The organism is Streptomyces spectabilis (assembly GCF_008704795.1).
GTDB classification, from domain to species: domain Bacteria; phylum Actinomycetota; class Actinomycetes; order Streptomycetales; family Streptomycetaceae; genus Streptomyces; species Streptomyces spectabilis.
In genome coordinates this window covers 2150728-2176162 of record NZ_CP023690.1, presented here as the reverse complement: position 1 = coordinate 2176162, position 25435 = coordinate 2150728, and the positions used below count along the sequence as shown (strand labels likewise).

The window sequence follows — 25435 nt, the reverse complement described above, 5'->3', positions numbered from 1 at the left end:
GGACAGTGTACGACCGGTGGCCTCGGTTGGCGCCTACCCGCGCGCGCGTTGGGTGGCGGCGATGCACACCAGGACGGCGGCGGCCGTGAGCGGCGCGGCGGGGGTCAGCGTCTCGCCGAGCAGGAACACCGACCAGACCAGGGTGAGCAGCGGCTGGGCGAGCTGGAGCTGGCTGGCCTTGGGGATGCCGATCGCGGCCATGCCCCGGTACCAGACCAGCAGGCCGAGGAACTGCGAGCCGATCGCCGAGTACAGCAGGCCCGCCGTGCTGTGCCCGGTGAGCCGGAACGCCTCGTGCGGCAGGGCGAGCGCCGCCCAGAGGACGCCGAGCGGCAGGCACGGGACGAGGGCCCAGCCGATGACCTGCCAGCCGGGCATGTGCCGGGCGAGGCGGCCGCCCTCGGTGTAGCCGGCGGCGCACACCACGAGCGCGCCGAACAGATAGAGGTCGGCGGTCGTCAGCGCGCCGCCGCTCTGCTGGACCGTGAACGCGACCACGGCGGCGGCGCCCGCGAGCGCCGCCGCCCAGAAGGCGCGCGAGGGCCTGGCGCCGGTGCGCAGTACGGAGAACACGGCCGTCGTCAGCGGCAGCAGACCGACGACGACGGCCGCGTGCGCGGTGCTCGACGTCTGCAGGGCGAGCGTCGTGAGCAGGGGGAAACCCACCACCGTGCCGCCCGCGACGACGGCGAGCCCCGGCCAGTCGGCGCGCCGGGGCGGCGGCACGCGCAGCGCCAGCAGACAGCCGCCCGCGACGAGGGCGCTCAGCACGCAGCGCAGGGCGACGAAGCTCCAGGGGCCGATGCCTTCGAGGCCCCAGGCGGTGGCGGGGAACGTGAGCGAGAACGCGGTGACGCCGAGGGCGGCCTGGAGGGTGCCGACGCGGCGGGAGGAGGGGACGGCCTGGGGGACTCGCGGGACCGCTATCCGCCGCTGTTCAGTAGCGCTATCCTGTGCTCTCATGCAACAGCGTAGCAGTGTGGGTGAGTTGGCGTATCAGCTGCGAAATGAGCTGGACCGCTACTCTCCAGGTGGAAAGCTGCCCTCCAGCCGGGCCCTGGTCGAGCGGTTCCGGGTGAGCCCGGTGACCGTGTCGCGCGCCCTCGCACAGCTCGCCGCGGAGGGCCTGGTCGTCACCCGGCCCGGCGCCGGTGCCTTCCGCGCGCACGCGCCGGGCACCGCCGTCCCGGTGGGTGACACCTCGTGGCAGGAGGTGTCCCTGAGCGCCGACGCCACCGCCGACGTGGTGCCGCGCTCGGTGGACGCCTCCGGGGTGCTCGCCACGCTCGCCGCGCCGGGCCCGGGCGTCATCGAGTTCAACGGCGGCTATCTGCACCCCTCGCTCCAGCCCGAGCGCGCGATGGCCGCCGCCCTCGCGCGGGCCGGGCGGCGGCCCGGCGCCTGGGAGCGGCCCCCGGTCGACGGCCTGCCCGAGCTGCGCGAGTGGTTCGCGCGCGGCATCGGCGGCGCGATCACCGCGGCCGAGGTCCTGATCACCGCGGGCGGGCAGAGCGCCCTGACGACCGCGCTGCGGGCGCTCGCCCCGCCCGGCGCGCCGGTGCTCATCGAATCGCCCACGTACCCCGGTCTGCTCGCCATCGCGCGGGCCGCCGGGCTGCGCCCGGTGCCGGTGCCGGTGGACACCGACGGGGTGCGCCCCGAGCTGCTCGCCGCCGCGTTCGAGGCGACCGGGGCGCGCGTGTTCGTCTGCCAGCCGCTGTTCCAGAACCCCACCGGCGCCGTGCTGTCCGCCGAGCGCCGCCCCGAGGTGCTGCGCATCGCCCGCGCCGCCGGGGCGTTCGTCGTCGAGGACGACTTCGTGCGCCGCCTCGTCCACGAGGACGCGGGGCCGCTGCCGAGGCCCCTGGCGTCCGATGACCGGGACGGCGTGGTCGTGCACGTGTGCTCGCTCACCAAGGCCACCTCGCCGAGCTTCCGGGTCAGCGCCCTCGTCGCGCGCGGGCCCGTCCTGGAACGGCTGCGCACCATCCAGGTCGTCGACCACTTCTTCGTGCCCAGGCCCCTCCAGGAGGCCGCGCTCGAACTCGTCGGCTCCCCGGCCTGGCCCCGCCATCTGCGCTCCGTGGCGGGGGAGTTGAAGGAGCGCAGGGACGCGCTGGTGGCCGCGCTGCGGCTGCGCCTGCCCGCGCTCGCCCTGCCGCACGTCCCCGCGGGCGGCTACCACCTGTGGCTGCGCCTTCCCGACGGCACCGACGAACTCGCCCTGGCGGCGGCCGCGTTGCGCGCCGGGGTCGCGGTCGCCCCCGGCCGCCCGTACTTCGCTGCGGAGCCCCCGGCAGGGCACATCCGCATCGGCTTCGCCGCGCTCGCGGGCACGGCGGAGATCGCCGAAGGCGTCCGGCGGCTGTCAGTGGCCTGTGATGAGGTGACGGCATGACCGACACGAACCACGCGCTGCCCGACGGGTACGAGCTGTCCACCGACCCCGCCCGCATCGACGCAGGCCGCGTCCACCACTGGCTGTCCACCGACGCCTACTGGGCCCTCGGCCGCCCCCGCGCCAAGCAGGACGCCGCGATCGCGGGCTCCCTCAACTTCGGCGTGTACGAGACCGCGTCGGGCGACCAGGTGGCGTACGCGCGCGTGGTGACCGACCGGGCCACCTTCGCCTGGCTCTGCGACGTCTACGTGGACCGCTCGGTGCGCGGCACCGGCCTGGGCACCGCCCTCGCCGCGGGCATACGCGATCACCTGGCGGCCCACGGGCTGCGCAGGATCCTGCTCGCGACCGGGGACGCCCACGGCGTCTACGAGAAGATCGGCTTCAAGGGCCTGCAGAACCCGGACATGTGGATGGTGCTCGGCGAGCAGTGACCACGCGGGCGTAGCGCGTCGTCAGGAGCAGGTCCTTGGCCGGGCCCCGGACGCGCCAGCGCGTGCGCCAGGAGTCCGCGTCGTCCACGACGAAGTCGCCCCGGTAGAGGTCCGCCGCGCACGGGTGGTCGGCCGTGTGGCGGCCGGTGCGCAGATCCAGGCCGTGGAAGAAGCGCCCGTCGGCGAAGCGCACGAGCACGGTGCCCGCGGGCTCGCCCGGCAGGAAGCGCAGGGTCCGCTCGGCGGGGCGCGGGGTGCCCCGCCAGGTGAACGTGCCGGACTCGTGGTGCAGCAGACCGCCGCCCGGCAGTGGGGTGAACCGGGTGGTGCCGCTGAAGCTGCCCTCCGCGGGCCCGTCCGCGCCCGCGGCGAAGTCCCGTACGGTCCGCTCCACCCGCCACTCGCCGGCGAGGTGGGCGAGCGCGTCGGGCACGGGAAAGGACATACCGGCAGCGTACGCGGCCCGCGCCGGGCCCCGTCCCGCCGGTCTACCGGTCGACGACGGCGAGGCTGACCTCGTCGTACCGGGTCCCCGCGATGCCGTCCGCGGGCGCCGCCGCGTCGATCGCGGCGAGGTCGTCGGCGGACAGCTCGACGGTGGCGGCGGCGAGGTTCTCCCGCAGATACGTCTCGCGGCGCGTGCCCGGGATCGGCACCACGTCGTCGCCGCGGTGCTGCACCCAGGCCAGGGCGAGCTGGCCCGCCGTGACGCCCTTCTCGGCGGCGAGCACGCGGAGGGTGTCGACGACGGCGAGGTTGCGCTCCAGATTGCCGTCGGCGAAGCGCGGCTGGGTCCGGCGCACGTCGTTCGCCTCCAGGCCCTCGACGGAGGTGACCCGGCCGGTCAGGAAGCCGCGGCCGAGCGGTGAGAACGGCACCAGACCGATGCCCAGCTCCCGGCACACCGGCGCGGTCTCCGCCTCCAGGTCGCGGGTCCACAGCGACCACTCGCTCTGCAGCGCCGCGATCGGGTGCACGGCGTGCGCGCGCCGTACCGTCCGCGCGCTCGCCTCGGAAAGACCGAGGTGGCGGACCTTGCCCGCCGCGACCAGGTCGGCCATCGCGCCGACGGTCTCCTCGATCGGCACGCTCGGGTCGACGCGGTGCAGGTAGTACAGGTCGATGTGGTCGACGCCGAGCCGCGCGAGCGAGGCGTCGCACGCCTGGCGCACGTACGCGGCGTCGCCGCGGATCAGCGGGGGCTCGCCGAGCCGGTTCGCGAAGCCGAACTTCGTGGCGATGACGGCCCGCTCGCGGCGCCCGCCGGACAGGGCGCGGCCCAGCAACTCCTCGTTGTGCCCGGCGCCGTAGAAGTCGGCGGTGTCGAACAGGGTGACGCCGAGGTCGAGGGCGCGGTGGATCGTGGCGGTCGACTGCGCGTCGTCCGACGCGCCGTAGCCGTGGCTCATCCCCATGCAGCCGAGTCCCTGCGCCGAGACCGTCAGGGCGCCGAGCTCGCGGGTGGGCAGGCCGGTCATGTCGTACCTCCAGGTGGTGCGGTGGTCTGCGCGGATCCCCGCGGTGCGGTGATCACGTCCGTGACCGTAGGAGTTGGAGCGCGCTCCAACGCAAGCGCGGGACCGGGGCGGGGCCGGAGCGGGGGCCCGCACCAGTGCGGCGGCTCCGGGTGGCCCCAGGGCCGGAGTGGCGGCTGGCCGGATGGCCGTCCGGCGCGCGTGTTCGTAGCGTGAGCGGGGTTCGCGGACCGTCCTGCACCTCCCGTCCACCCCATCCCGGAGCGTCATGCGTGCCGTCACCTTCACCGCGGCGGGCCTCGGGCTCGCCGCCCTGCTCGCGGGCGGCGTGCCCGCCACGGCCCAGCCGCCGGACCCGGCGGGCGGGGCCCTGGCCGCGTACCGGAACCAGCACCTGACCTGGGGCGCCTGCTCGCCCGGTCAGAAGGAGCTGCGGGCGGCGGGCGCCCGGTGCGCCGACGTCACCGTGCCGCTCGACTACGCCGAACCCGAAGGCCGCACCCTCACGATCGCGGTCTCCCGGATCGAGGCCGAGGCCCCGGCGGGGGAGCGGCGCGGCGTCCTGCTCTCCAACCCCGGCGGGCCCGGCGGCCTCGGCCTCGCCTCCACGCTCGCCCTGCGCCCGGCCCTGAAGGACGTGGCGCGCGCCTACGACCTGATCGGCTTCGACCCGCGCTTCCTCGGCGAGAGCACCCCGCTGACCTGCGATCCGGCCCGCGAGCCCGCCGAGCCGGGGCCGACCACCACACCGCGCAGGGACTTCGAGGAGAGCCTGGCGGCCGCCCGCGAGGACGCCCGCCGCTGCCACGCCCGCGGCGACAATGCCCGGCTCCTTCCGCACGCCTCGTCGCGCAACGTCGCCCGCGACATGGACGTGATCCGCGCGGCCCTCGGCGAACGCCGCCTCTCGTACTACGGCGTGTCGTACGGCGCCGACCTGGGCGCCGCCTACACGCAGATGTTCCCGGACCGCGTGGACCGCTTCGTCGTCGACTCCGTCACCGACCCGGCCGCCACGCAGTACGAGCAGTTCCAGCGCTCCGGCGGGCCCGCCGAGGCCGCCCTGGACGAGTGGGCGGCGTGGACGGCCCGCCGCGACTCCCCCTACCACCTGGGCCGTACGGCCGCCGCGGTCCGGCGGCAGGTGGAGTCGCTGCTCGCCCGCGCCGAGCGGCGGCCCTTGCGCGTCGACGGGCTGCGCCTGAACGCGCCGCTGCTGCGGATGATCCTCAAGCAGCCCCTCGTCCAGGCCGAGAACGACCCGACGGCGGCCGCCGTCGTCCGCGACCTGGTCGCGGCCGCCCACGGCGGGACCGCCGAGCCGGGGCCCGAACTCGCCCGCATGATCGAGCTGTTGAAGTCGCCCGAGCTCGCGGACGGCATGCTCGGCGGCATGATCTTCATGTGCGGCGACGGCGGCTGGCCTGCCGGGGGCTGGCCCGGCGCCCCGGAGACGTACTGGCGGAACAGCTTGCGCAGCCGCGCCACCGAGCCCGTCTTCGGACCGTTCGTGAACGGCGTGACGGCGCCCTGCCCCTACTTCCCGGCGCCGCGCGAGCCCGCCGTCACCATCGGCAACGACGTGCCCGTGCTGCTCCTCCAGGCGAAGCGCGACCACACCCGGTACCGCGACGCGCTCGCCATGCACCGGGCGCTGCGCGGCTCCCGCATGGTCACGGTGGACCTCCGCGGGCACGGCGTCTACGGCCGCGAGGCCGAAGGACTCGACCCGGTGCCGTGCGCCGACCGGGCCGTGAACGCCTACCTCGGCGGGGGCGACCTGCCCCGCGAGGACGTCACCTGCCCGACGGCGTGAACCGCCGGGAGGCCGGCGTCGGCTATGCGAAGTGGTCCACGCCGGTGAGCTCGGCGGAGAGCTCCCACAGCCGGGCCGCCGACCCGGGGTCCCTGACCCACGGCTTGACGCCGCCGACGAGCATGTCGTCGGTGGTGGCGGGCCCGGCGACGTCGCAGTCCTGGCAGTAGGCGCCGCCGCGGTCCGCGAGCAGGGGCGAGGTGGCGGCCCACACGGCCGTCGCCGCGCCCTGCGCCGGGGACTTGAAGCCCTCGGCCGGGGTGCCGTCCGCCCCGACCCAGCCCAGGGCGAGCTGCTCCTCGCGCGGCACGTGCCGCTGCAGCGGGGTGAGGACGCTGCCCGGGTGCACGGCGAAGGCGCGCGGCCCCCCGCTCCCGGCGAGCCGGTCCAGGTGCAGGGCGAACAGCGCGTTGGCGGTCTTCGACTGCGCGTACGCGAGCCAGCGGTCGTAGCCTCGGTGGAAGTGCGGGTCGGCCCAGCGGATGTCCGAGAGGAAGTGCCCCGAAGAGGCCACCGCCACCACCCGGGCCCGCCCCGGGCTCAGCGCCGGGGCGAGGCGGTTGACCAGGGCGTAGTGACCCAGGTGGTTGACGGCGAAGTGCGCCTCCCAGCCGGGCCCGACCCGGGTCTCGGGGCAGGCCATGACGCCCGCGCCCGCGATCAGCAGGTCGAGGGCGCGGCCCGTGTCCAGGACGCGGTCGGCGAAGGCGCGCACGCTGTCGAGGTCGGCGAGGTCCAGGGCGGCCACCTCCGTGCCGGGAAGGCCGCCGAGGGCCGTCGCGGCCGCCTCGGGCCTGCGCGCCGGGACGAGCACGCGGGCACCGGCGCGGACGAGCGCCCGGGTCGTCTCCAGGCCGAGTCCCGAGTGGCCGCCGGTGACGAGCGCGGTCCTGCCCTTGAGGGACACGCCCTCCAGCACGTCGTCGGCGGTGCTCCACGCGCCGTGTCCGGAACCGGTTCCGCGCTGCTCAGCTGTCTTGGTCGTCATGGCCGGAACGCTAGAACCTAGACTGCGATCTAGATCAAGCCGAGCACGCGCGGAGGCGAAGGTGGCACAGCGGGCCGAGGGCAAGTCCATCGGGCAGGTCGCGCGGGAGACCGGGCTCAGCGTGCACGCGCTGCGGTTCTTCGAGCGCGAGGAGCTGTTCCTGCGGCCGGTACCGCGCACCGGCGGCGGGCGGCGCGTGTACGAGCCCGCCGACGTGGAGTGGCTCCTGCTCTGCAACCGGCTGCGCGAGTCCGGCATGCCGATCGCGACGCTCAAGCGCTTCGCCGGCCTCGTCCGCTCGGGCCCGGGCAACGAACCGGAGCGGCTCGCGCTGCTCCAGGAGCACGAACGCGCCGTCCGCGCGAAGCTGGCCGAGCTCGGCGCGAGCCTGGAGATCATCCACGGCAAGGTCGTGGCGTACGAACGCCATGTGCGCGAGGGCACGGCGACGGGCGTCTGGGCCCCGGGGCCGTGACGCCGCCCGCCTGCCCGCACGGGCGCCCGGCGATTTTCGTACGGCCTTGGCCAGGGCCCTGTCAGGACCACCCCGCCCACGAGATATCTTGATGTCGAGCAATGTTGCAGACGTGGAGCGGAGCACCCGGTGACTGACTCGACCATCATCTACACACACACTGACGAGGCCCCCGCCCTCGCGACGCATTCCTTCCTGCCCGTGATCCAGGCGTACGCCTCGACGGCCGGTGTCCGCGTCGAGACCCGTGACATCTCCCTGGCGGGCCGGATCATCGCGAGCTTCCCGGAGCGCCTGGAGCCGAGCCAGCGCATCGAGGACGCGCTGGCCGAGCTCGGCGAGCTGGCCAAGACGCCGCAGGCCAACATCATCAAGCTGCCGAACATCTCGGCGTCGATCCCGCAGCTGAAGGCCGCCGTGGCCGAGCTGCAGGAGCAGGGCTACGCGCTGCCGGACTACCCGGACGACCCCAAGACCGACGAGGAGCGCGACATCCGCGCCCGCTACGACAAGGTCAAGGGCTCGGCCGTCAACCCGGTCCTGCGCGAGGGCAACTCCGACCGCCGCGCCCCCGCGTCGGTCAAGAACTACGCCAAGACGCACCCGCACCGCATGGGCGCCTGGTCGGCCGACTCCAAGACGAACGTCGCCACCATGGGTGAGAACGACTTCCGCTCCACCGAGAAGTCCGCCGTCGTCGCCGAGGACGGCGTGCTGCGCATCGAGCTGGCCGCCGCGGACGGCACCACCACCGTGCTGCGCGAGTCGGTACCGGTGCTCGCGGGCGAGGTCGTGGACGCCTCCGTGCTGCACGTCGCCGCGCTGCGCGAGTTCCTCACCGCGCAGATCGCCCGCGCCAAGGCCGAGGGCGTGCTGTTCTCCGTGCACCTGAAGGCCACGATGATGAAGGTCTCGGACCCGATCATCTTCGGCCACGTCGTGCGCGCCTTCTTCCCGCAGACCTTCGAGAAGTACGGCGACGTCCTCGCGGGCGCGGGCCTGACCCCGAACGACGGCCTCGGCGGCATCTACAAGGGCCTGGAGGCCCTGCCGAACGGCGCCGAGATCAAGGCGTCCTTCGACGCCGAGCTGGCCGCGGGCCCCGAGCTCGCGATGGTCGACTCCGACCGCGGCATCACCAACCTGCACGTGCCGAGCGACGTCATCGTCGACGCCTCGATGCCGGCGATGATCCGCACCTCCGGCCACATGTGGGGCCCGGACGGCCAGGAGGCCGACACCCTCGCGGTGCTGCCCGACAGCTCGTACGCGGGCATTTACCAGGTCGTCATCGACGACTGCCGCGCCAACGGCGCCTACGACCCGGCCACCATGGGCACGGTGCCGAACGTCGGCCTGATGGCCCAGAAGGCCGAGGAGTACGGCTCCCACGACAAGACCTTCGAGGTCGCGGCCGCGGGCACCGTCCGCCTGGTCGACCAGCAGGGCAACGTGGTCATCGAGCAGGCCGTCGCCGCCGGTGACATCTTCCGCGCCTGCCAGACCAAGGACGCCCCGATCAAGGACTGGGTGAAGCTCGCCGTCACCCGCGCCCGCGCCACCGGCGACCCGGCCGTCTTCTGGCTGGACGAGGGCCGCGCCCACGACGCGCAGCTCATCGCCAAGGTCGAGCAGTACCTGCCGGAGCACGACACCGAGGGCCTGGACATCAAGATCCTGGCTCCGGTCGACGCGATCAAGTTCTCCGTGGAGCGCATCCGCCGCGGCGAGAACACCATCTCCGTCACCGGCAACGTGCTGCGCGACTACCTGACCGACCTGTTCCCGATCCTGGAGCTCGGCACCAGCGCCAAGATGCTCTCGGTCGTCCCGCTGATGAACGGCGGCGGCCTGTTCGAGACCGGCGCCGGCGGCTCCGCCCCGAAGCACGTCCAGCAGCTGGTCAAGGAGAACTACCTGCGCTGGGACAGCCTCGGCGAGTTCCTCGCGCTCGCGGTCTCCTTCGAGCACCTGGCGCAGACCACGGGCAACGCCCGCGCCCAGGTCCTCGCGGACACCCTGGACCGCGCCACGGCCTCGTTCCTGAACGAGAACAAGTCGCCGAGCCGCAAGCTGGGCGGCATCGACAACCGCGGCAGCCACTTCTACCTGTCCCTGTACTGGGCCCAGGAGCTGGCCAAGCAGACCGACGACGCCCAGCTCGCCGAGGCCTTCGGTCCGCTCGCCAAGACGCTGACCGAGCAGGAGCGGAAGATCGTGGACGAGCTCGTCGCCGTCCAGGGTTCCCCGGTCGACATCGGTGGGTACTACAAGCCCGACGTCACCAAGGCGGCGGCCGCCATGCGCCCGTCGGCCACGTTCAACGAGGCCATCGCGTCGCTCGCGTAACGGCGCCCGCCCGCCAGGTGCCATGAGGCAGGCGCACCGCTCGCCCCGGTCGGCAACCGCCGACCGGGGCGGTGGTGTCTTGGCCACCGGACACCGGTGCCGTCCGGGAGACCGGGGCGGCACAAGATCTCCATTGCATAGATCTGCAAGAGCTTGTATATTCATGCCATTCACGAGGAGGAGTCCATGACGGTACGCGCAGCGGTGGCGGGGGCGAGCGGATACGCGGGCGGGGAACTGCTGCGCACGCTGCTCACGCACCCCGAGGTCGAGATCGGCACCCTCACCGCCAACTCGAACGCGGGCCAGCCCCTCGGCGCCCTCCAGCCGCATCTGACGCCGCTCGCCGAGCGCGTCCTGGAGCCGACCACCGCCGAGACGCTCGCCGGGCACGACGTCGTCTTCCTCGCCCTGCCGCACGGCCAGTCCGCCGCGGTCGCCGAGCAGCTCGGCCCGGACGTGCTCGTGGTGGACATGGGCGCGGACTTCCGCCTCGCGGACGCCGCGGACTGGGAGAGGTTCTACGGCAGCGAGCACGCCGGCACCTGGCCGTACGGCCTGCCGGAGCTGCCGGGTGCCCGCGCCGCCCTCGCGGGCACCAAGCGCATCGCGGTGCCCGGCTGCTACCCCACGGCCGTCTCGCTCGCGCTGTTCCCCGCGTACGCCGCGGGCCTGGTCGAGGACGAGGCGGTGATCGTCGCGGCCTCCGGCACCTCGGGGGCGGGCAAGGCGGCCAAGCCCCACCTCCTCGGCTCCGAGGTCATGGGCTCCATGTCGCCGTACGGCGTGGGCGGTGTGCACCGGCACACCCCCGAGATGATCCAGAACCTCAGCGCGGCGGCGGGCACGCGCGTGTCGGTCTCCTTCACGCCCACCCTCGCGCCCATGCCGCGCGGCATCCTCGCCACGTGCAGCGCCAAGGCCAGGCCGGGCGTCACCGCCGAGAGCGTGCGCGCCACGTACGAGAAGGCCTTCGCCGACGAGCCGTTCGTGCGTCTGCTCCCGGAGGGGCAGTGGCCCGCCACGGCCTCCGTCTACGGCTCGAACGCCGTGCACGTGCAGGTCGCCCACGACCCGGGCTCCGGCCGCGTGATCGTGATCAGCGCCATCGACAACCTCACCAAGGGCACCGCGGGCGGCGCGGTGCAGAGCATGAACATCGCCCTGGGGCTCCCCGAGGAGCTGGGGCTCTCGACGATCGGAGTCGCACCGTGAGTGTCACGGCAGCCAAGGGATTCCAGGCTGCGGGTATCGCCGCCGGGATCAAGGAGAACGGCAACCCGGACCTGGCCCTCGTGGTCAACAGCGGGCCCCGCCGCGCCGCCGCGGGCGTCTTCACCTCCAACCGCGTGAAGGCCGCCCCCGTGCTCTGGTCCGAGCAGGTCCTCAAGGGCGGGCAGGTGGCCGCGGTCGTCCTCAACTCCGGCGGCGCCAACGCCTGTACCGGCCCCAAGGGCTTCCAGGACACGCACGCCACCGCCGAGAAGGCGGCCGAGGCGCTCGGGGTGGACGCGGCCGAGGTCGCCGTCGCCTCCACCGGCCTCATCGGCGTCACGCTCCCCATGGACAAGCTCCTGCCGGGCGTCGAGGCGGCCGCGGCCGCGCTGTCCCCGCACGGCGGCGAGAAGGCCGCCATCGCCATCAAGACGACCGACAGCGTGCACAAGACGGCCGTCTTCGAGGGCGAGGGCTGGACCGTCGGCGGCATGGCCAAGGGCGCGGGCATGCTCGCCCCCGGCCTCGCCACCATGCTGGTCGTCCTCACCACCGACGCCGACCTGCCCGCCGCCGACCTGGACAAGGCGCTGCGCGAGGCGACCCGCCTCACCTTCGACCGGGTCGACTCCGACGGCTGCATGTCCACCAACGACACCGTGCTGCTCCTGGCCTCCGGCGCGGCCGACGTCACGCCGGGCCAGGCGGAGTTCGCCGAGGCCGTCCGCGGCGTCTGCGACGACCTCGCCCGGCAGCTCATCGGCGACGCCGAGGGCGCGAGCAAGGACATCCGCATCGAGGTCGTGGGCGCCGCGAGCGAGGACGACGCCGTCGAGGTGGGCCGCTCCATCGCCCGCAACAACCTCCTCAAGTGCGCCATCCACGGCGAGGACCCCAACTGGGGCCGCGTCCTGTCCGCCATCGGCACCACCGGCGCCGCCTTCGAGCCGGACCGCCTCAACGTCGCCATCAACGACGTCTGGGTCTGCAAGAACGGCTCCGTGGGCGAGGACCGCGACCTCGTCGACATGCGCTACCGCGAGGTGAAGATCACCGCCGACCTGGCCGCGGGCTCCGAGTCCGCCGTCATCTGGGCCAACGACCTCACCGCCGACTACGTCCACGAGAACAGCGCCTACTCGTCCTGAGCCCGGCGGGACCGCTCGGTCCCGCCCCGGGCAGCCCGTCCTGAACCCAAGGACCCTGAACACCCCATGAGCACCCGCAAGCACACCGCCCTGCCCAAGGCGCAGACCCTCATCGAGGCGCTGCCCTGGCTGACCCGGCACCGCGGCAAGACCGTCGTCATCAAGTTCGGCGGCAACGCCATGGTGGACGCCGAGCTGAAGGCGGCCTTCGCCCAGGACGTCGTCTTCCTGCACCACGCGGGCCTGCGCCCCGTCGTGGTGCACGGCGGCGGCCCGCAGATCAGCGCCCAGCTCGACAAGCAGGGCCTGGTCAGCGAGTTCAAGGCGGGCCTGCGCGTCACGACGCCCGAGGCCATGGATGTCGTCCGCATGGTCCTGGCCGGGCAGGTGCAGCGGGAGCTCGTGGGCCTGCTCAACGAGCACGGCCCGCTGGCCGTGGGCCTGACCGGCGAGGACGCGCACACCATCACCGCTACCCGGCACCGCCCGCTCATCGACGGCGAGCCGGTCGACATCGGGCGGGTCGGCGAGGTCACCGACATCGACACCGGAGCCATCCAGGCGCTGCTCACCGACGGCCGCATCCCGGTGGTCTCCTCCATCGCCCGCTCCCAGGACGAAGGTGACACGGGGCATGTCTACAACGTCAATGCTGATACGGCGGCTGCGGCACTCGCTGCGGCGCTTGGTGCCGAGACGCTGATGGTCCTCACCGACGTGGAGGGCCTCTACGAGGACTGGCCCCGCAGCGACGACGTGATCAGCCGCCTCACCGCCACGGAACTGGAGAAGCTCCTGCCCGAGCTGTCCAGCGGCATGGTCCCCAAGATGCGGGGGTGTCTGCACGCGGTGCGCAACGGCGTGCAGACGGCCCGCGTCATCGACGGCCGGGTCCAGCACTCGATCCTGCTGGAGATTTTCACGGATGAAGGAATCGGCACGATGGTCGTGCCCGACGCGCCGACCGAGGGAGCCACGGCATGACCGCCGCCACCCCGTCCACCCCGTCCACCCCGTCCACCCCGGCCCCCTCGTTCAACGCGTCGCTGACCGCGCGCTGGCAGGGAGCGCTCATGGACAACTACGGCACCCCGCGCCTGCCCCTGGTGCGCGGCGCGGGCAGCAGGCTCTGGGACGCGGACGGCAAGGAGTACGTCGACTTCGTCGGCGGCATCGCGGTGAACGCGCTCGGCCACGGGCACCCGGCCGTGGTGGACGCCGTCTCACGGCAGATCGCCGCGCTCGGCCACGTCTCGAACCTCTTCGTCGCCGAGCCGCCCGTCGCGCTCGCCGAGCGGCTGCTCCAGCTCTTCGGCCGCGACGGACGCGTGTACTTCTGCAACTCCGGCGCGGAGGCCAACGAGGGAGCCTTCAAGATCGGCCGGCTGACGGGCCGCCCGCACATGGTCGCGACCGAGGGCGGCTTCCACGGCCGCACCATGGGCGCGCTCGCCCTCACCGGCCAGCCCGGCAAGCAGCAGCCGTTCCTGCCGCTGCCCGGCGACGTGACGCACGTACCGTACGGAGACGTCGACGCCCTGCGCGCGGCGGTCACCGAGGACACCGCCTTCGTGATCATCGAGCCGATCCAGGGCGAGAACGGCGCCGTGGTGCCGCCCGCCGGATATCTGAGGGCGGCCCGCGAGATCACCCGCGCCACCGGCACCCTCCTGGTCCTCGACGAGGTGCAGACCGGCGTCGGCCGCACCGGCCACTGGTTCGCGCACTTCGCCGAGGAGGACGTGCTCCCCGACGTCGTCACGCTCGCCAAGGGCCTCGGCGGCGGCCTGCCGCTCGGCGCCACCGTCGCCTTCGGCGCGGCCGCGGAGCTGCTGCGCCCCGGCCACCACGGCACGACCTTCGGCGGCAACCCCGTCGCCTGTGCCGCAGGGCTCGCCGTGCTCGACACGATCACCGCCGAGGGGCTGCTCGACCGCACCAAGCGCGCGGGCGAACGGCTCCGGCACGGAATCGAGTCAGCGGGGCACGGCATGGTCGACCATGTCAGGGGCGCGGGCCTCCTGCTGGGTATGGTGCTCACCGAGCCGCTGGCCGCGCAGGTGCAGCAGGCGGCTCAGGACGCCGGCTTCCTGGTCAACGCGCCCGCCCCCGATGTCGTACGGCTGATGCCTGCCCTGAACGTGGGCGACACCGAGGTGGACGCCTTCCTCCGGGCCCTGCCCGGCGTCCTCGACCAGGCCGCGGCCGCGGCGAACGGGGACGGACGATCCGGAGAATGAGACGACGATGAGCCATGCGCAGCGCAACGAGCGCGGGGAGTCCGCCGGGCCCGCGGTGCCACAGACCCGCACGGCACGGCACCGCAGGATCGTCGACATCCTCAACCGGCAGCCGGTGCGCTCGCAGAGCCAGTTGGCGAAGCTCCTCGCCGACGACGGCCTGAGCGTCACCCAGGCGACCCTCTCCCGCGACCTCGACGAGCTGAACGCCGTCAAGATCCGCAACGCCGAGGGCGACCTCATCTACGCCGTGCCGAGCGAGGGCGGCTTCCGCACGCCGCGGGCCCCGCTCGGCGAGTCGGCGAAGGAGGAGCGGATGCGGCGCCTGTCCGGCGAACTCCTCATCTCCGCCGAGGCCTCCGCCAATCTCGTGGTGCTGCGCACCCCGCCCGGAGCCGCCCAGTTCCTCGCCTCCGCGATCGACCAGGCCGAGCTGCACGACATCCTGGGCACGATCGCCGGCGACGACACGGTGATGCTTATCAGCAGGGATGCGACCGGGGGCCAGGCCCTGGCCGACCACTTGCTGCGGCTGGCGTCCAACGAGCACTGAGGCCGGGCCCCGGCCTTGGCGCGGCCTGATCGGCCTGCGGCCTCGTCCTCAATCGCCGGACGGGCTTCAGTTCCCGCTGCTGGTCTTCTGTCTGCGGGCCATCCATGCCGCCACCAGTGGGTCGGTCGGCCTGCGGCCTCGTCCTCAATCGCCGGACGGGCTCGAAGGGGCCCGGCCTGCCTTGTCCTTGTGGGCCATCCATGCCGCCACCAGTGAGCCCGACACGTTGTGCCAGACCGAGAAGATCGCTGCGGGCAGGGCCGCCAGCGGGCTGAAGTGGGCGGTGGCCAGGGACGCGGCCAGGCCCGAGTTCTGCATGCCCACCTCGAAGGCCATCGCGCGCGACGCGGGTGCCCCGAGCCGGGCCAGGCGGCCCGCGCCGTAGCCGAGGGCGAGGCCGAGCCCGTTGTGCAGCACCACCGCGAGCAGGACGAGCGCGGCGGCCGACTTGATCGCCGCCGCGCTGCCCGCGACGACCACCGCGACGATGACGGCGATGGTGGCGGCGGACAGCCACGGCAGCGCGCCGAGCGCCCGGTCCACGTACCGGCCGAGGAAGAGCCGCACCAGCAGGCCCGCGACGACGGGCAGCAGCACCGTCTTGAGGATGTCCGTCACCATCGAGCCCGCGTCCACCGGCAGGTACTCGCCCGCGAGCAGCAGCGTCAGCGGCGGTGTGACGAGCGGCGCGACCATCGTGGAGACGGTCGCGACGGACACCGAGAGCGCGACGTCGCCGCGCGCCAGATACGTCACCACGTTCGAGGCGGTGCCGCTGGGCGCGCAGCCGACGAGGATCACCCCGGCAGCCAACTGCGGTGACAGGTCGAGGGCGTGGGCGACCAGCCAGCCGAGGCCCGGCATGATCACGTAGTGCGCGACGAGGCCGAGCGCCACGGCCCAGGGTCGCCGTGCGACCCCCTGGAAGTCCGCCGGGGTCATCGTCAGACCCATGCAGAACATCACCACGCCGAGCAGGTACGGCACGCTCGGCTTCCAGCCCGCGAAGGCGTCAGGGGCCGCGAGTCCGACGGCGCCCGCGGCGAGCACCAGGACGGGAAAGACGGTGACGGCCCGGCGCGCGGCCCGGTCGGCGCCGCCCGGGGCCCCGACGGCCGCCGTGGCGCTGGGAGTCGTCTGTTCGGTCCGCACCCGGAGATGCAACGTCCAGCGACCGCGGGGGCGCAACCCCGTCTCGATATGTGGTCACTACATGCGTCCCGTGCGCCGCGGAGCGCGTCCCGGATTGACGAAACATGCGGAGCAATGCATACTCATGCATATCAGTGAATGCACTGAGCGAGCGAATGCACTGTGAGGAGAAACCCGTGACCGAGCGCGTCGTACTCGCCTACTCGGGCGGCCTGGACACCTCCGTCGCCATCGGCTGGATCGCCGAGGAGACGGGCGCCGAGGTCATCGCCGTCGCCGTGGACGTCGGCCAGGGCGGCGAGGACCTGGACGTCATCCGCAAGCGCGCGCTCGCCTGCGGTGCCGTCGAGGCCGAGGTCGCGGACGCCAAGGACGAGTTCGCCGACGAGTACTGCCTCCCGGCGATCAAGGCCAACGCCCTCTACATGGACCGGTACCCGCTGGTCTCCGCCCTGTCCCGGCCCACCATCGTCAAGCACCTGGTGGCCGCCGCGAACAAGCACGGCGCCGGCATCGTCGCCCACGGCTGCACCGGCAAGGGCAACGACCAGGTGCGGTTCGAGGCCGGCATCCAGGCGCTCGGCCCGGACCTGAAGTGCATCGCCCCCGTGCGGGACTACGCGATGACGCGGGACAAGGCCATCGCCTTCTGCGAGGACAAGGGCCTGCCGATCGCGACCAGCAAGAAGTCGCCGTACTCCATCGACCAGAACGTCTTCGGGCGGGCCGTCGAGACGGGCTTCCTCGAGGACATCTGGAACGCGCCGATCGAGGACGTCTACGAGTACACCTCCAACCCCGCGACCCCGCGCGAGGCCGACGAGGTCGTCCTCACCTTCAAGGAGGGCGTCCCGGTCGCCATCGACGGCAGGCCCGTCACCGTCCTCCAGGCGATCCAGCAGCTCAACGAGCGCGCGGGCGCCCAGGGCATCGGCCGGATCGACATGGTCGAGGACCGGCTCGTCGGCATCAAGTCCCGTGAGGTGTACGAGGCCCCGGGCGCGATCGCGCTGATCACCGCCCACCAGGAGCTGGAGAACGTCACGGTCGAGCGCGAGCTCGCCCGGTACAAGCGGCAGGTCGAGCAGCGCTGGGGCGAACTGGTCTACGACGGCCTGTGGTTCTCCCCGCTCAAGCGGGCCCTGGACGGCTTCATCAACGAGGCCAACCAGCACGTCAGCGGCGACATCCGGATGACCCTGCACGGCGGCCGCGCCGTCGTCACCGGCCGGAAGTCCGAGCAGTCGCTCTACGACTTCAACCTCGCGACGTACGACACGGGTGACACCTTCGACCAGTCGAAGGCCCAGGGCTTCATCGACATCTTCGCCCTGTCGTCGAAGATCGCCGCCAAGCGCGACCTGGCCTGAGGCCCCCAGCGGTAGCGTGAGGTCCGCCTCCCCGAAGCGCGCGGCGCCGGGGAGGCGGCCGCACATCACCACCTTCTTCAAGGAGTACGTGCAGTGAGCAGCAACAGCGGTGACGTCCGGCTCTGGGGCGGACGGTTCGCGGACGGTCCGGCGGAGGCCCTGGCCCGGCTTTCGGCTTCCGTGCACTTCGACTGGCGCCTCGCGCCGTACGACATCGCGGGCTCGCGAGCCCACGCGCGCGTGCTGCACACGGCGGGGCTGCTCACGGCCGACGAGCTGGAGCGCATGCTGGCGGGCCTCGACCTGCTCGAAGGGGACGTGGCGTCCGGCGCGTTCGTGGGCACCGTCGCCGACGAGGACGTGCACACCGCCCTGGAGCGCGGCCTCCTGGAGCGGCTCGGCCCGGACCTCGGCGGCAAGCTGCGCGCGGGCCGGTCCCGCAACGACCAGGTCGCCACGCTCTTCAAGATGTATCTGCGCGACCACGCCCGGATCATCGGCGGCCTCGTCACCGACCTCCAGGAGGCGCTCATCGGCCTCGCCGAGGCGCACCCGGACGTCGCGATGCCCGGCCGCACCCACCTCCAGCACGCCCAGCCGGTCCTCTTCGCCCACCACGTGCTCGCCCACGTCCAGTCCCTGTCCCGGGACGCGGAGCGGCTGCGGCAGTGGGACGAGCGCACCGCCGTGTCGCCCTACGGCTCGGGCGCGCTCGCGGGCTCGTCCCTCGGGCTCGACCCGGAGGCGGTCGCCCGGGACCTCGGCTTCGAGCACGGCTCGGCCGCCAACTCCATCGACGGCACGGCCTCGCGGGACTTCGTCGCCGAGTTCGCCTTCATCACCGCGATGATCGGCGTGAACCTCTCCCGGATCGCCGAGGAGGTCATCATCTGGAACACGAAGGAGTTCTCCTTCGTCACGCTCCACGACGCCTTCTCCACCGGCTCCTCGATCATGCCGCAGAAGAAGAACCCGGACATCGCGGAGCTGGCCCGGGGCAAGTCCGGCCGCCTCATCGGCAACCTCACGGGCCTCATGGCCACCCTCAAGGCGCTCCCGCTCGCGTACAACCGCGACCTCCAGGAGGACAAGGAGCCCGTCTTCGACTCCTGCGACCAGCTGGAGGTCCTGCTGCCCGCCTTCACCGGCATGATGGCGACGCTCACCGTCAACCGGGAGCGCATGGAGGAGCTGGCCCCCGCCGGGTTCTCGCTCGCCACGGACATCGCCGAGTGGCTGGTCAAGCAGGGCGTGCCGTTCCGCGTCGCGCACGAGGTCGCGGGCAGTTGCGTCAAGGAGTGCGAGGCGCAGGGCATCGAGCTCGACCAGCTCACCGACGAGCAGTTCGCGAAGATCTCCCCGCATCTGACCCCGGAGGTCCGCACCGTCCTGAACGTGCCGGGCGCCCTCGCGTCCCGCGACGGCCGCGGCGGCACCGCCCCCTCGGCGGTCGCCGTCCAGCTCGCCGAGATCAAGACGGACGTGGCCGCCCAGCGCCGGTGGGCGACCGCCAGGACCGCGTAGCGAGCGGCCCCGGGGCGCCCCGCCAGGGCCCGCCCACCCGGGGAGGGTTACGTTGAGCGGAGGGGAGTGCGCGACCCGCGTGCTCCCCTCGCCGCGTCCCACCCCCGAAGCGTGGAGCCCCTCATGCCCTTCGCCCGCCTGGCCGAAGCCACCACCCCCACCGCCCACATCGGCCTCGGCCTGGCCGCCGTCGGCAGGCCCGGCTACATCACCCTGGGCCGCGAGGCCGACCTGCCGCCGTCCCGCAGCGTCGAGGCCCTGCGCGAGCGCGCCTTCGAACTCCTCGACGCCGCCTACGCCCTCGGCGTGCGCTACGTCGACGCGGCCCGCTCCTACGGCCGCTCCGAGGAGTTCCTCGCCGACTGGCTGGCGAGCAGGCCTGCCGCCGACACCGCCGACGTCGTCGTCGGCAGCAAGTGGGGCTACACCTACACGGCCGACTGGCGCACCGACGCCACCGCGCACGAGGTCAAGGACCACAGTGTCGCCGCGTACGACCGCCAGCGCGCCGAGACCGCCGCGCTGCTCGGCGGGCGGCTCGACCTCTACCAGATCCACTCGGTCACGCCCGGGAGCCCGGCGTTGACCGACAAGGAGCTGCACGCCCGGCTCGCCGACCTCGCCGCCGAGGGCGTCACCGTCGGCCTGTCCGTGAGCGGCCCCGAGCAGGCCGCGGCGATCCGCGCCGCCCTGGACGTGACGGTCGGCGGCGCGCCGCTCTTCCGCACCGTCCAGGCGACCTACAACGCCCTGGAGACCTCGGCCGGGCCCGCGCTCGCCGAGGCCCACGACGCGGGTCTGACCGTCCTGGTCAAGGAGGGCATGGCCAACGGCCGCCTGGCCGGTGAACACGCGCCCGCCGCCCTGCGCGCCGTCGCCGAGCGGACCGGCCTCGGCTGCGACGCCGTCGCCCTGGCCCTGGTCCTGCGCGAGCCCTGGGCGGGCGTCGTGCTCTCCGGCGCCGCCACCTCCGTACAGCTCGTGTCGAACCTGCACGCCGCGGCCGTCGATCTGGACGCGGAGGACCTGGAGCGCGCCGGGGCCCTGGCCGAGGAGCCCGCCGCGTACTGGAGCACGCGGGCCGCGCTGCCCTGGCACTGAGGCCCGGACGCCGAAGCCCTGACACCCTGACGCCGACTCGCTGTGCCCGTCTCTCCGAGGGCGTGCCCCGGCGGTAAGACCCGTACGCCTCTCGTGAGACAAATCTGTCTCATGTGGTCTATGGTTGTCTCATGTCTGTCGACCGAGACCAGGTGCTGCGCGGTGCCGCCGCCCTGCTCACCCGCAAAGGCTCCGCGACCATGGACGAGGTCGCGAAGGCCGCGGGTGTCAGCAGGGCCACCCTGCACCGTCACTTCGCCGGGCGGGACGCGCTCGTCCGCGCGCTCGAAGACCTCGGCCTGAGGGAGTGCGAGCTCGCCCTCGACGCCGCCCGCCTCGACGAGGGCGGCGCCGCCGACGCGCTGCGGCGCCTGGTCAAGGAGCTCCAGCCCGCCGCCGGACTGCTCGCGTTCCTCGTCACGGAGAACGCGCTGTTCGAGGGCGAGTCGCAGCACGAGGGCTGGTCCCGGATCGACACCCGCGTGGCCGAGCTGTTCCGGCGCGGTCAGGAGAGCGGCGAGTTCCGCATCGACCTGACCCCGGTCTGGCTCACCGAGGCCCTGTACGGCCTCGTCAGCTCCGGCGCCTGGGCCGTCCTCGACGGCCGCGTCGCGAGCAAGGACTTCAGCTACATGATCGCCGAGCTGCTCATCGGCGGCGCACGACGGAGAGTGGAACCATGACCAGGACCGCACAGCGCACCTCGCCGACCGAGGTGGCCCGCCCGCCCGGCCGGTGGCTGGCCCTGGCCGTGCTCGTCCTCGCCGTGCTCCTCGTCGCCGTCGACGCCACCGTCCTCGGCCTCGCGACGCCGTACATCAGCGAGGACCTCAAGCCGTCCGGGAACCAGCTCCTGTGGATCGGCGATGTCTACTCGTTCGTGATCGCCGGCCTGCTGGTGTCCATGGGCAGCCTCGGCGACCGCATCGGCCGCAAGAAGCTGCTGCTCGTCGGGGCCGTCGCCTTCGGCGCGGTGTCCGTGCTCAACTCCTACGCCACCACGCCGGAGCTGATGATCCTGGCGCGGGCGCTGCTCGGCGTCGCCGGCGCGACGCTGATGCCCTCGACGCTCGCCCTGATCCGGAACATCTTCCACGACCCGCGCGAGCGCAGCATCGCCGTCGGCGTGTGGGGCGCCATGGCGTCGGCCGGCGCGGCGATCGGCCCGGTCGTCGGCGGCTTCCTGCTGGAGCACTTCTGGTGGGGCTCGGTCTTCCTGATCAACCTGCCCGTGATGGCCGTGCTCGTCCTCGTCGGCATCAAGCTGCTCCCCGAGTCCAAGAACCCCGCGCCCGGCCCCTGGGACCTGATCAGCGTCGCCCTGTCCCTCATCGGCATGATCGCCGTGGTGTACGCGGTCAAGGAGGCGGCGGCCACCGGCGCGGGCTGGGAGGTGTTCGCCGCGGGCGCCGTCGGTGTCGGCGCGCTCACCTGGTTCGTCCGGCGCCAGCTCACCCTCCAGGCGCCGCTCCTGGACATGCGGCTGTTCCGCAACCGCGGCTTCTCCGCCGCCGTCCTCGCCGACCTGCTGACCATCCTCGGCCTGTCCGGTCTGGTCTTCTTCCTGTCGCAGTTCCTGCAACTAGTCCAGGGCAGGCAGCCGTTCGAGGCGGGCCTCGCCGAACTGCCCGCCGCGCTCGGCGCGGTGACGGCGGGCCTGATCGCGGGCCTGGTGGCACGCCGGTTCTCGGTGCGCGCCGTGGTCGCGGGCGGACTCGCGGCGGTGGGCCTCGCCCTCGCCTCGCTCACCACCCTGAGCCAGCACACGGGCTATCCGCTCCTCGGCGCCGCGCTCCTCGTGGTCGGCGTCGGCGCGGGCTTCTCCTTCACGGTGACCGCCGACGTGATCCTGTCCAGCGTGCCCAAGGAGCAGGCGGGCGCGGCCTCCGCGGTCTCGGAGACGGCGTACGAACTGGGCGCGGCCCTCGGCATCGCCCTGCTCGGCTCCATCGTCACGGGCGTCTACCGCGACTTCACCGCCCCGGCGGGCACCCCGGCCGACGTCGCGTCGGCCGCGCACGAATCCCTCGGCGGCGCCGTCGAGGCGAGCGCCGGCCTTCCCGCGCACACGGCGGGCCCGCTCGTGTCGGCCGCGCAGGACGCCTTCGTCGACGGCCTGCGGGTCGCCGCGGGCGTCGGCGCCGCGGTGCTGCTCGCCACGGCCGTCGCGGCCTGGTTCCTGCTCAAGGGGCAGAAGCTGGACGACGGCGTCGAGCACCCCTGACGCCGCCGCCCGGCCCACGGCGAAGGGCCGCACCCCGCGCGGGGTGCGGCCCTTCGCCGTGGGCGGCCCTGCTCAGGCCGCCTTCGCCTTCGTGGCGTACATGTCCACGTACTCCTGCCCGGACAGACGCATGACCTCCGTCATCACGGAGTCCGTCACCGCGCGCAGCACATAGCGGTCGCGGTCCATGCCGTCGTAGCGGGAGAACTCCATCGCCTCGCCGAAGCGGACCGTCACCCGGCCCGGGCGCGGCAGGCCCTTGCCGCCCGGCTGCAGCTTGTCCGTGCCGATCATGGCGAACGGCACCACCGGCGCGCCCGTCATCAGCGTGAGCCGGGCGATGCCCGTGCGGCCGCGGTAGAGCCGGCCGTCGGGGGAGCGGGTGCCCTCCGGGTAGATGCCGAACATCTGGCCGTCGTCCAGGACCCGCTTGCCGGTCATCAGGGCGGCCACGCCGCCCCGGCCGCCGTCGCGGTCCACCGGGATCATGCCGACGCCGGTGAAGAACCACGCCATGAGGCGGCCCTTGAGGCCCTTGCCCGTGACGTACTCGTCCTTGCCGATGAAGTAGACCGCCCGGTCACAGACGACAGGCAGGATCATCGAGTCGATGAACGTGAGGTGGTTTCCGGCCAGGATGACCGGACCGGTCCCGGGGATGTTCTCGGCACCTTCCACTCTCGTGCGGAACGTCAGGCGCAAGATCGGTCCGAGCACTGCCTTCAGGAGCGCTAGACGGGACAACGGTTCCTCCGGTGTCAACGGGTCGACGGCAAGTCGCTGCAGGTGAGGACCATACTCGCGGGTCCCCGTTGAACGCACATCGGGTTCATGCGACCGATACGCAGAGTTGACCTGAGTTTGCGTGCCCCTTGCCCCACGAGGGTCCTTCGACCACGACCGTATCGCCGTACGAACTGCGCGGCTTGTCCGAGTGGCCCTTCTCACGCTCGCCGACGGCCGCGTCCGGAAGCCCGCCCGGGGCCCGGACGGCCTGAAGCCCGCCTCCCGCCCGCGCCGGGCACGCGCGCCCTCGCGCCCCGTGCGGCCTTCGGCCATCGCGCGTCACCCGTACGTTCGACCCCGGGTCTCCCGTACGTCACCTGTCGCCACCTACGATCGGTGCCGCTTTGTCAGGTGCAAGGCGGCACAAGGCAGTACACGAAGAGGGAGCCCTCCATGGCGAACGAGGAATACGGCGCGACGGCCGAGCGGCGGACGGGGACGAGCCCGGGGCGGCGGGCCGTCCTGGGGGCCGCGGTCCTCGGGGCGGGCGCGGCCGTCGCGGGCGCGCCCGGCGTGGCGAGAGCCGAGGGCCGCCACGGGCACGGGCACGGCGGCGACCTGCCGGTGCCCACGGTCATCGCGCACCGCGGCACGAGCGGCTACCGGCCCGAGCACACGCTCGGCTCGTACCAACTCGCCCTCGACATGGGCGCGGACGTCATTGAGCAGGACGTCGTGCCCACCAAGGACGGCCATCTCGTCTGCCGTCACGAGAACGACATCACCGCGACCACGGACGTCGCCGCGCACCCGGAGTTCGCGGACCGCAAGACGACCAAGTCGGTGGACGGCGCCCAGCTCACCGGCTGGTTCACCGAGGACTTCACGCTCGCCGAGCTGAAGACGCTGCGCGCCAAGGAGCGCATCCCCGGCACCCGCCAGCGCAACACCCTCTACGACGGCCGCTGGGAGGTGCCGACCCTCGAAGAGGTCCTGCGCTGGGCCGAGCGCGCGGGCCGCGAGCGCGGCCGCCGGGTCTGGCTGCACATCGAGACCAAGCACCCCACCTACTTCCGCAAGCTGGGCCTCGGCCTCGAAGAGCCCCTCGCCAAGCTCCTGCGCCGCTACAACCGGCACCGCAGGCACTCGCCGAACTTCCTGCAGTCCTTCGAGCCCAGCAGCATCCAGCGGCTCCGCAAGCTGGTCGACGCGCCCGGCGTCGTCCTGCTCTCGACGGCGAACTCGCGCCCGTGGGACTTCGTCGAGGCGAACGACCCGCGCACCGTCGCCGACCTCATCAAGCCCGAGGGCCTGCGCTGGATGGCCTCGTACGCCAAGGGCATCGGCCCGACCCTGGACCTGATCATCCCCAAGGGCCCCGACGGCAAGCTCCTGGAGCCGACCACGCTGGTGCGCGACGCCCACGCGGCGGACCTGATCCTGCACCCGTACACGATGCGCAACGAGAACACCTTCCTGCCCGCCGACTTCAAGAAGGGCACCGACCCCACCGCGTACGGCGACGCCTTCGGCGCGTTCAAGAAGTACTTCGCCACCGGCATCGACGGGATCTTCTCCGACAACCCGGACACGGCGCTCCTCGCGGCCGCCGACTTCCGGGCCGGCGGTTCTGTCAACGAATGACGGAGAACTCCCGGTTGGGGTGAGCCGCGGCCGTTTCGGAAACCCGGCGCCGAAACGGCCGCGTCGTCGCGGATATGACGCCCTCGCTCTCGCCCGACCTCGTCACCGCCCTGCGTCCGCTGCTCGCCGCGGAGGCCTCGGCGGAGGCGCACGGCTCCGGCGCCGAACCCGGCGACCTCGAGCAGGCCGTGTGGCTGCGCCTGCTCGAACACCTGGACGCCAAGGGGTCGCTCACCGACCCCGCCGACTGGCTGCGCGCCGCCGTCCGCGACGAGGCCCACCGCAGCCGGCACACCGCCCGCCGCGAGCGGCCGTACGTCACCGAACCGGCCGACGACCTCCAGGGCGGCCCCGAGCAGCGCGTGCTGCGGGCCGACCGGCACCGCATCCTGCGCGCGGCCGTACGCAAGCTCCCCGGACGGTGTCCTCGGCTCCTGGCTGCACTTCTGTCGCCCAAGGACCTCACTTACCGTGAAATCGCAGGAGAGTTGGGAATGTCACAAGGATCTTTGGGGCCGGAACGTTCCCGATGCCTGGGATGCCTGCGCAGAATGCTCGCGCAAGAGGTTGCGACTCCTGGCCCGTGGGGAAAGGAGTGAG

23 protein-coding genes are annotated in these 25435 nt (G+C 73.1%); 17 read left to right on the top strand and 6 right to left on the bottom strand.

The features are described from left to right. Positions 1 to 33: 33 nt before the first annotated feature. The gene (locus CP982_RS09230; protein WP_150510066.1) at positions 34 to 963 is read right to left on the bottom strand and encodes a DMT family transporter; all 930 of its coding nucleotides are present in this window, start codon (positions 961 to 963) and stop codon (positions 34 to 36) included. Between CP982_RS09230 and CP982_RS09225 the strand changes: the two genes are divergently transcribed. Together CP982_RS09225 and CP982_RS09220 are read left to right on the top strand one after the other, a co-directional pair. Then, positions 962 to 2398 carry an aminotransferase-like domain-containing protein gene (locus tag CP982_RS09225; RefSeq protein ID WP_150510065.1) on the top strand — a complete coding sequence of 479 codons (1437 nt, stop codon included), beginning with the start codon at positions 962 to 964 and terminating at the stop codon, positions 2396 to 2398. The genes CP982_RS09230 and CP982_RS09225 overlap by 2 nt on opposite strands. Further along, positions 2395 to 2835: a GNAT family N-acetyltransferase gene (locus tag CP982_RS09220; protein ID WP_150510064.1), complete on the top strand. Its 441-nt coding sequence runs from the start codon at positions 2395 to 2397 to the stop codon at positions 2833 to 2835. Before CP982_RS09225 ends, CP982_RS09220 begins: the two co-directional genes overlap by 4 nt. Here the strand turns inward: CP982_RS09220 and CP982_RS09215 are convergent. Next, positions 2786 to 3280, bottom strand: coding sequence for a DUF6314 family protein (locus CP982_RS09215; RefSeq protein ID WP_150510063.1), 495 nt, complete (start codon positions 3278 to 3280; stop codon positions 2786 to 2788). The genes CP982_RS09220 and CP982_RS09215 overlap by 50 nt on opposite strands. 43 nt (positions 3281 to 3323) lie before the next feature. Further along, on the bottom strand, positions 3324 to 4313 hold the full coding sequence (locus tag CP982_RS09210; protein ID WP_150510062.1) for an aldo/keto reductase: 990 nt from the start codon (positions 4311 to 4313) through the stop codon (positions 3324 to 3326). Between the two features lie 265 nt (positions 4314 to 4578). Between CP982_RS09210 and CP982_RS09205 the strand changes: the two genes are divergently transcribed. Beyond that, positions 4579 to 6126, top strand: coding sequence for an alpha/beta hydrolase (locus tag CP982_RS09205; RefSeq protein WP_150510061.1), 1548 nt, complete (start codon positions 4579 to 4581; stop codon positions 6124 to 6126). 22 nt (positions 6127 to 6148) lie between these two features. Here CP982_RS09205 and CP982_RS09200 read toward each other — a convergent pair whose 3' ends face one another. Continuing rightward, entirely contained in the window at positions 6149 to 7114 is a 966-nt protein-coding gene (locus CP982_RS09200; protein ID WP_150510060.1) for an oxidoreductase, read from the bottom strand. A gap of 61 nt (positions 7115 to 7175) precedes the next feature. Between CP982_RS09200 and CP982_RS09195 the strand changes: the two genes are divergently transcribed. The 7 genes from CP982_RS09195 to CP982_RS09165 all read left to right on the top strand — a co-directional run bounded on the left by CP982_RS09195 (position 7176) and on the right by CP982_RS09165 (position 15094). Next, entirely contained in the window at positions 7176 to 7589 is a 414-nt protein-coding gene (locus CP982_RS09195) for a MerR family transcriptional regulator (protein ID WP_229879024.1), read from the top strand. Positions 7590 to 7718: 129 nt separating this feature from the next. Then, positions 7719 to 9938 (top strand): NADP-dependent isocitrate dehydrogenase, encoded by a 2220-nt coding sequence (locus CP982_RS09190; RefSeq protein WP_150510058.1) that lies wholly within the window; start codon positions 7719 to 7721, stop codon positions 9936 to 9938. A 186-nt stretch (positions 9939 to 10124) separates the two neighbouring features. Beyond that, positions 10125 to 11153, top strand: a complete 1029-nt coding sequence (argC, locus tag CP982_RS09185) for an N-acetyl-gamma-glutamyl-phosphate reductase (protein WP_150510057.1) — start codon at positions 10125 to 10127, stop codon at positions 11151 to 11153. After that, entirely contained in the window at positions 11150 to 12301 is a 1152-nt protein-coding gene (argJ, locus tag CP982_RS09180; protein ID WP_150510056.1) for a bifunctional glutamate N-acetyltransferase/amino-acid acetyltransferase ArgJ, read from the top strand. The genes argC and argJ overlap by 4 nt, the downstream gene beginning before the upstream one ends. A 66-nt stretch (positions 12302 to 12367) precedes the next feature. Next, a complete protein-coding gene (gene argB, locus CP982_RS09175) occupies positions 12368 to 13285 on the top strand; it encodes an acetylglutamate kinase (RefSeq protein WP_150510055.1) in 918 nt (305 codons plus the stop codon). Continuing rightward, positions 13282 to 14541, top strand: a complete 1260-nt coding sequence (locus CP982_RS09170; RefSeq protein ID WP_150510054.1) for an acetylornithine transaminase — start codon at positions 13282 to 13284, stop codon at positions 14539 to 14541. The genes argB and CP982_RS09170 overlap by 4 nt, the downstream gene beginning before the upstream one ends. Before the next feature lie 7 nt (positions 14542 to 14548). Then, positions 14549 to 15094 (top strand): arginine repressor, encoded by a 546-nt coding sequence (locus CP982_RS09165; RefSeq protein ID WP_030680925.1) that lies wholly within the window; start codon positions 14549 to 14551, stop codon positions 15092 to 15094. A 144-nt stretch (positions 15095 to 15238) separates the two neighbouring features. Here CP982_RS09165 and CP982_RS09160 read toward each other — a convergent pair whose 3' ends face one another. Then, positions 15239 to 16246, bottom strand: coding sequence for a bile acid:sodium symporter family protein (locus tag CP982_RS09160; RefSeq protein ID WP_150510053.1), 1008 nt, complete (start codon positions 16244 to 16246; stop codon positions 15239 to 15241). A gap of 176 nt (positions 16247 to 16422) precedes the next feature. On the opposite strand from CP982_RS09160, the gene CP982_RS09155 reads away from it, so the two are divergent. From CP982_RS09155 to CP982_RS09135, 5 genes are all read left to right on the top strand, one after another. Continuing rightward, positions 16423 to 17616 (top strand): argininosuccinate synthase, encoded by a 1194-nt coding sequence (locus tag CP982_RS09155; RefSeq protein WP_138958637.1) that lies wholly within the window; start codon positions 16423 to 16425, stop codon positions 17614 to 17616. A gap of 93 nt (positions 17617 to 17709) precedes the next feature. Beyond that, on the top strand, positions 17710 to 19140 hold the full coding sequence (gene argH / locus CP982_RS09150) for an argininosuccinate lyase (protein ID WP_150510052.1): 1431 nt from the start codon (positions 17710 to 17712) through the stop codon (positions 19138 to 19140). Positions 19141 to 19263: 123 nt separating this feature from the next. Continuing rightward, on the top strand, positions 19264 to 20241 hold the full coding sequence (locus CP982_RS09145; RefSeq protein ID WP_150510051.1) for an aldo/keto reductase: 978 nt from the start codon (positions 19264 to 19266) through the stop codon (positions 20239 to 20241). A gap of 131 nt (positions 20242 to 20372) precedes the next feature. Next, positions 20373 to 20924, top strand: coding sequence for a TetR/AcrR family transcriptional regulator (locus tag CP982_RS09140; protein WP_184925423.1), 552 nt, complete (start codon positions 20373 to 20375; stop codon positions 20922 to 20924). Beyond that, the gene (locus CP982_RS09135) at positions 20921 to 22465 is read left to right on the top strand and encodes an MFS transporter (RefSeq protein WP_150510049.1); all 1545 of its coding nucleotides are present in this window, start codon (positions 20921 to 20923) and stop codon (positions 22463 to 22465) included. Before CP982_RS09140 ends, CP982_RS09135 begins: the two co-directional genes overlap by 4 nt. Positions 22466 to 22537: 72 nt before the next feature. Here the strand turns inward: CP982_RS09135 and CP982_RS09130 are convergent, their stop codons facing one another. After that, a complete protein-coding gene (locus CP982_RS09130; RefSeq protein ID WP_225987046.1) occupies positions 22538 to 23143 on the bottom strand; it encodes a lysophospholipid acyltransferase family protein in 606 nt (201 codons plus the stop codon). 501 nt (positions 23144 to 23644) lie between these two features. Between CP982_RS09130 and CP982_RS09125 the strand changes: the two genes are divergently transcribed. Both CP982_RS09125 and CP982_RS09120 read left to right on the top strand, forming a co-directional pair. Beyond that, complete coding sequence (locus CP982_RS09125) at positions 23645 to 24835, top strand: glycerophosphodiester phosphodiesterase (RefSeq protein WP_150510048.1); 1191 nt, start codon at positions 23645 to 23647, stop codon at positions 24833 to 24835. A gap of 74 nt (positions 24836 to 24909) precedes the next feature. After that, a complete protein-coding gene (locus CP982_RS09120) occupies positions 24910 to 25434 on the top strand; it encodes an RNA polymerase sigma factor (protein WP_150510047.1) in 525 nt (174 codons plus the stop codon). Position 25435: the final 1 nt, after the last annotated feature.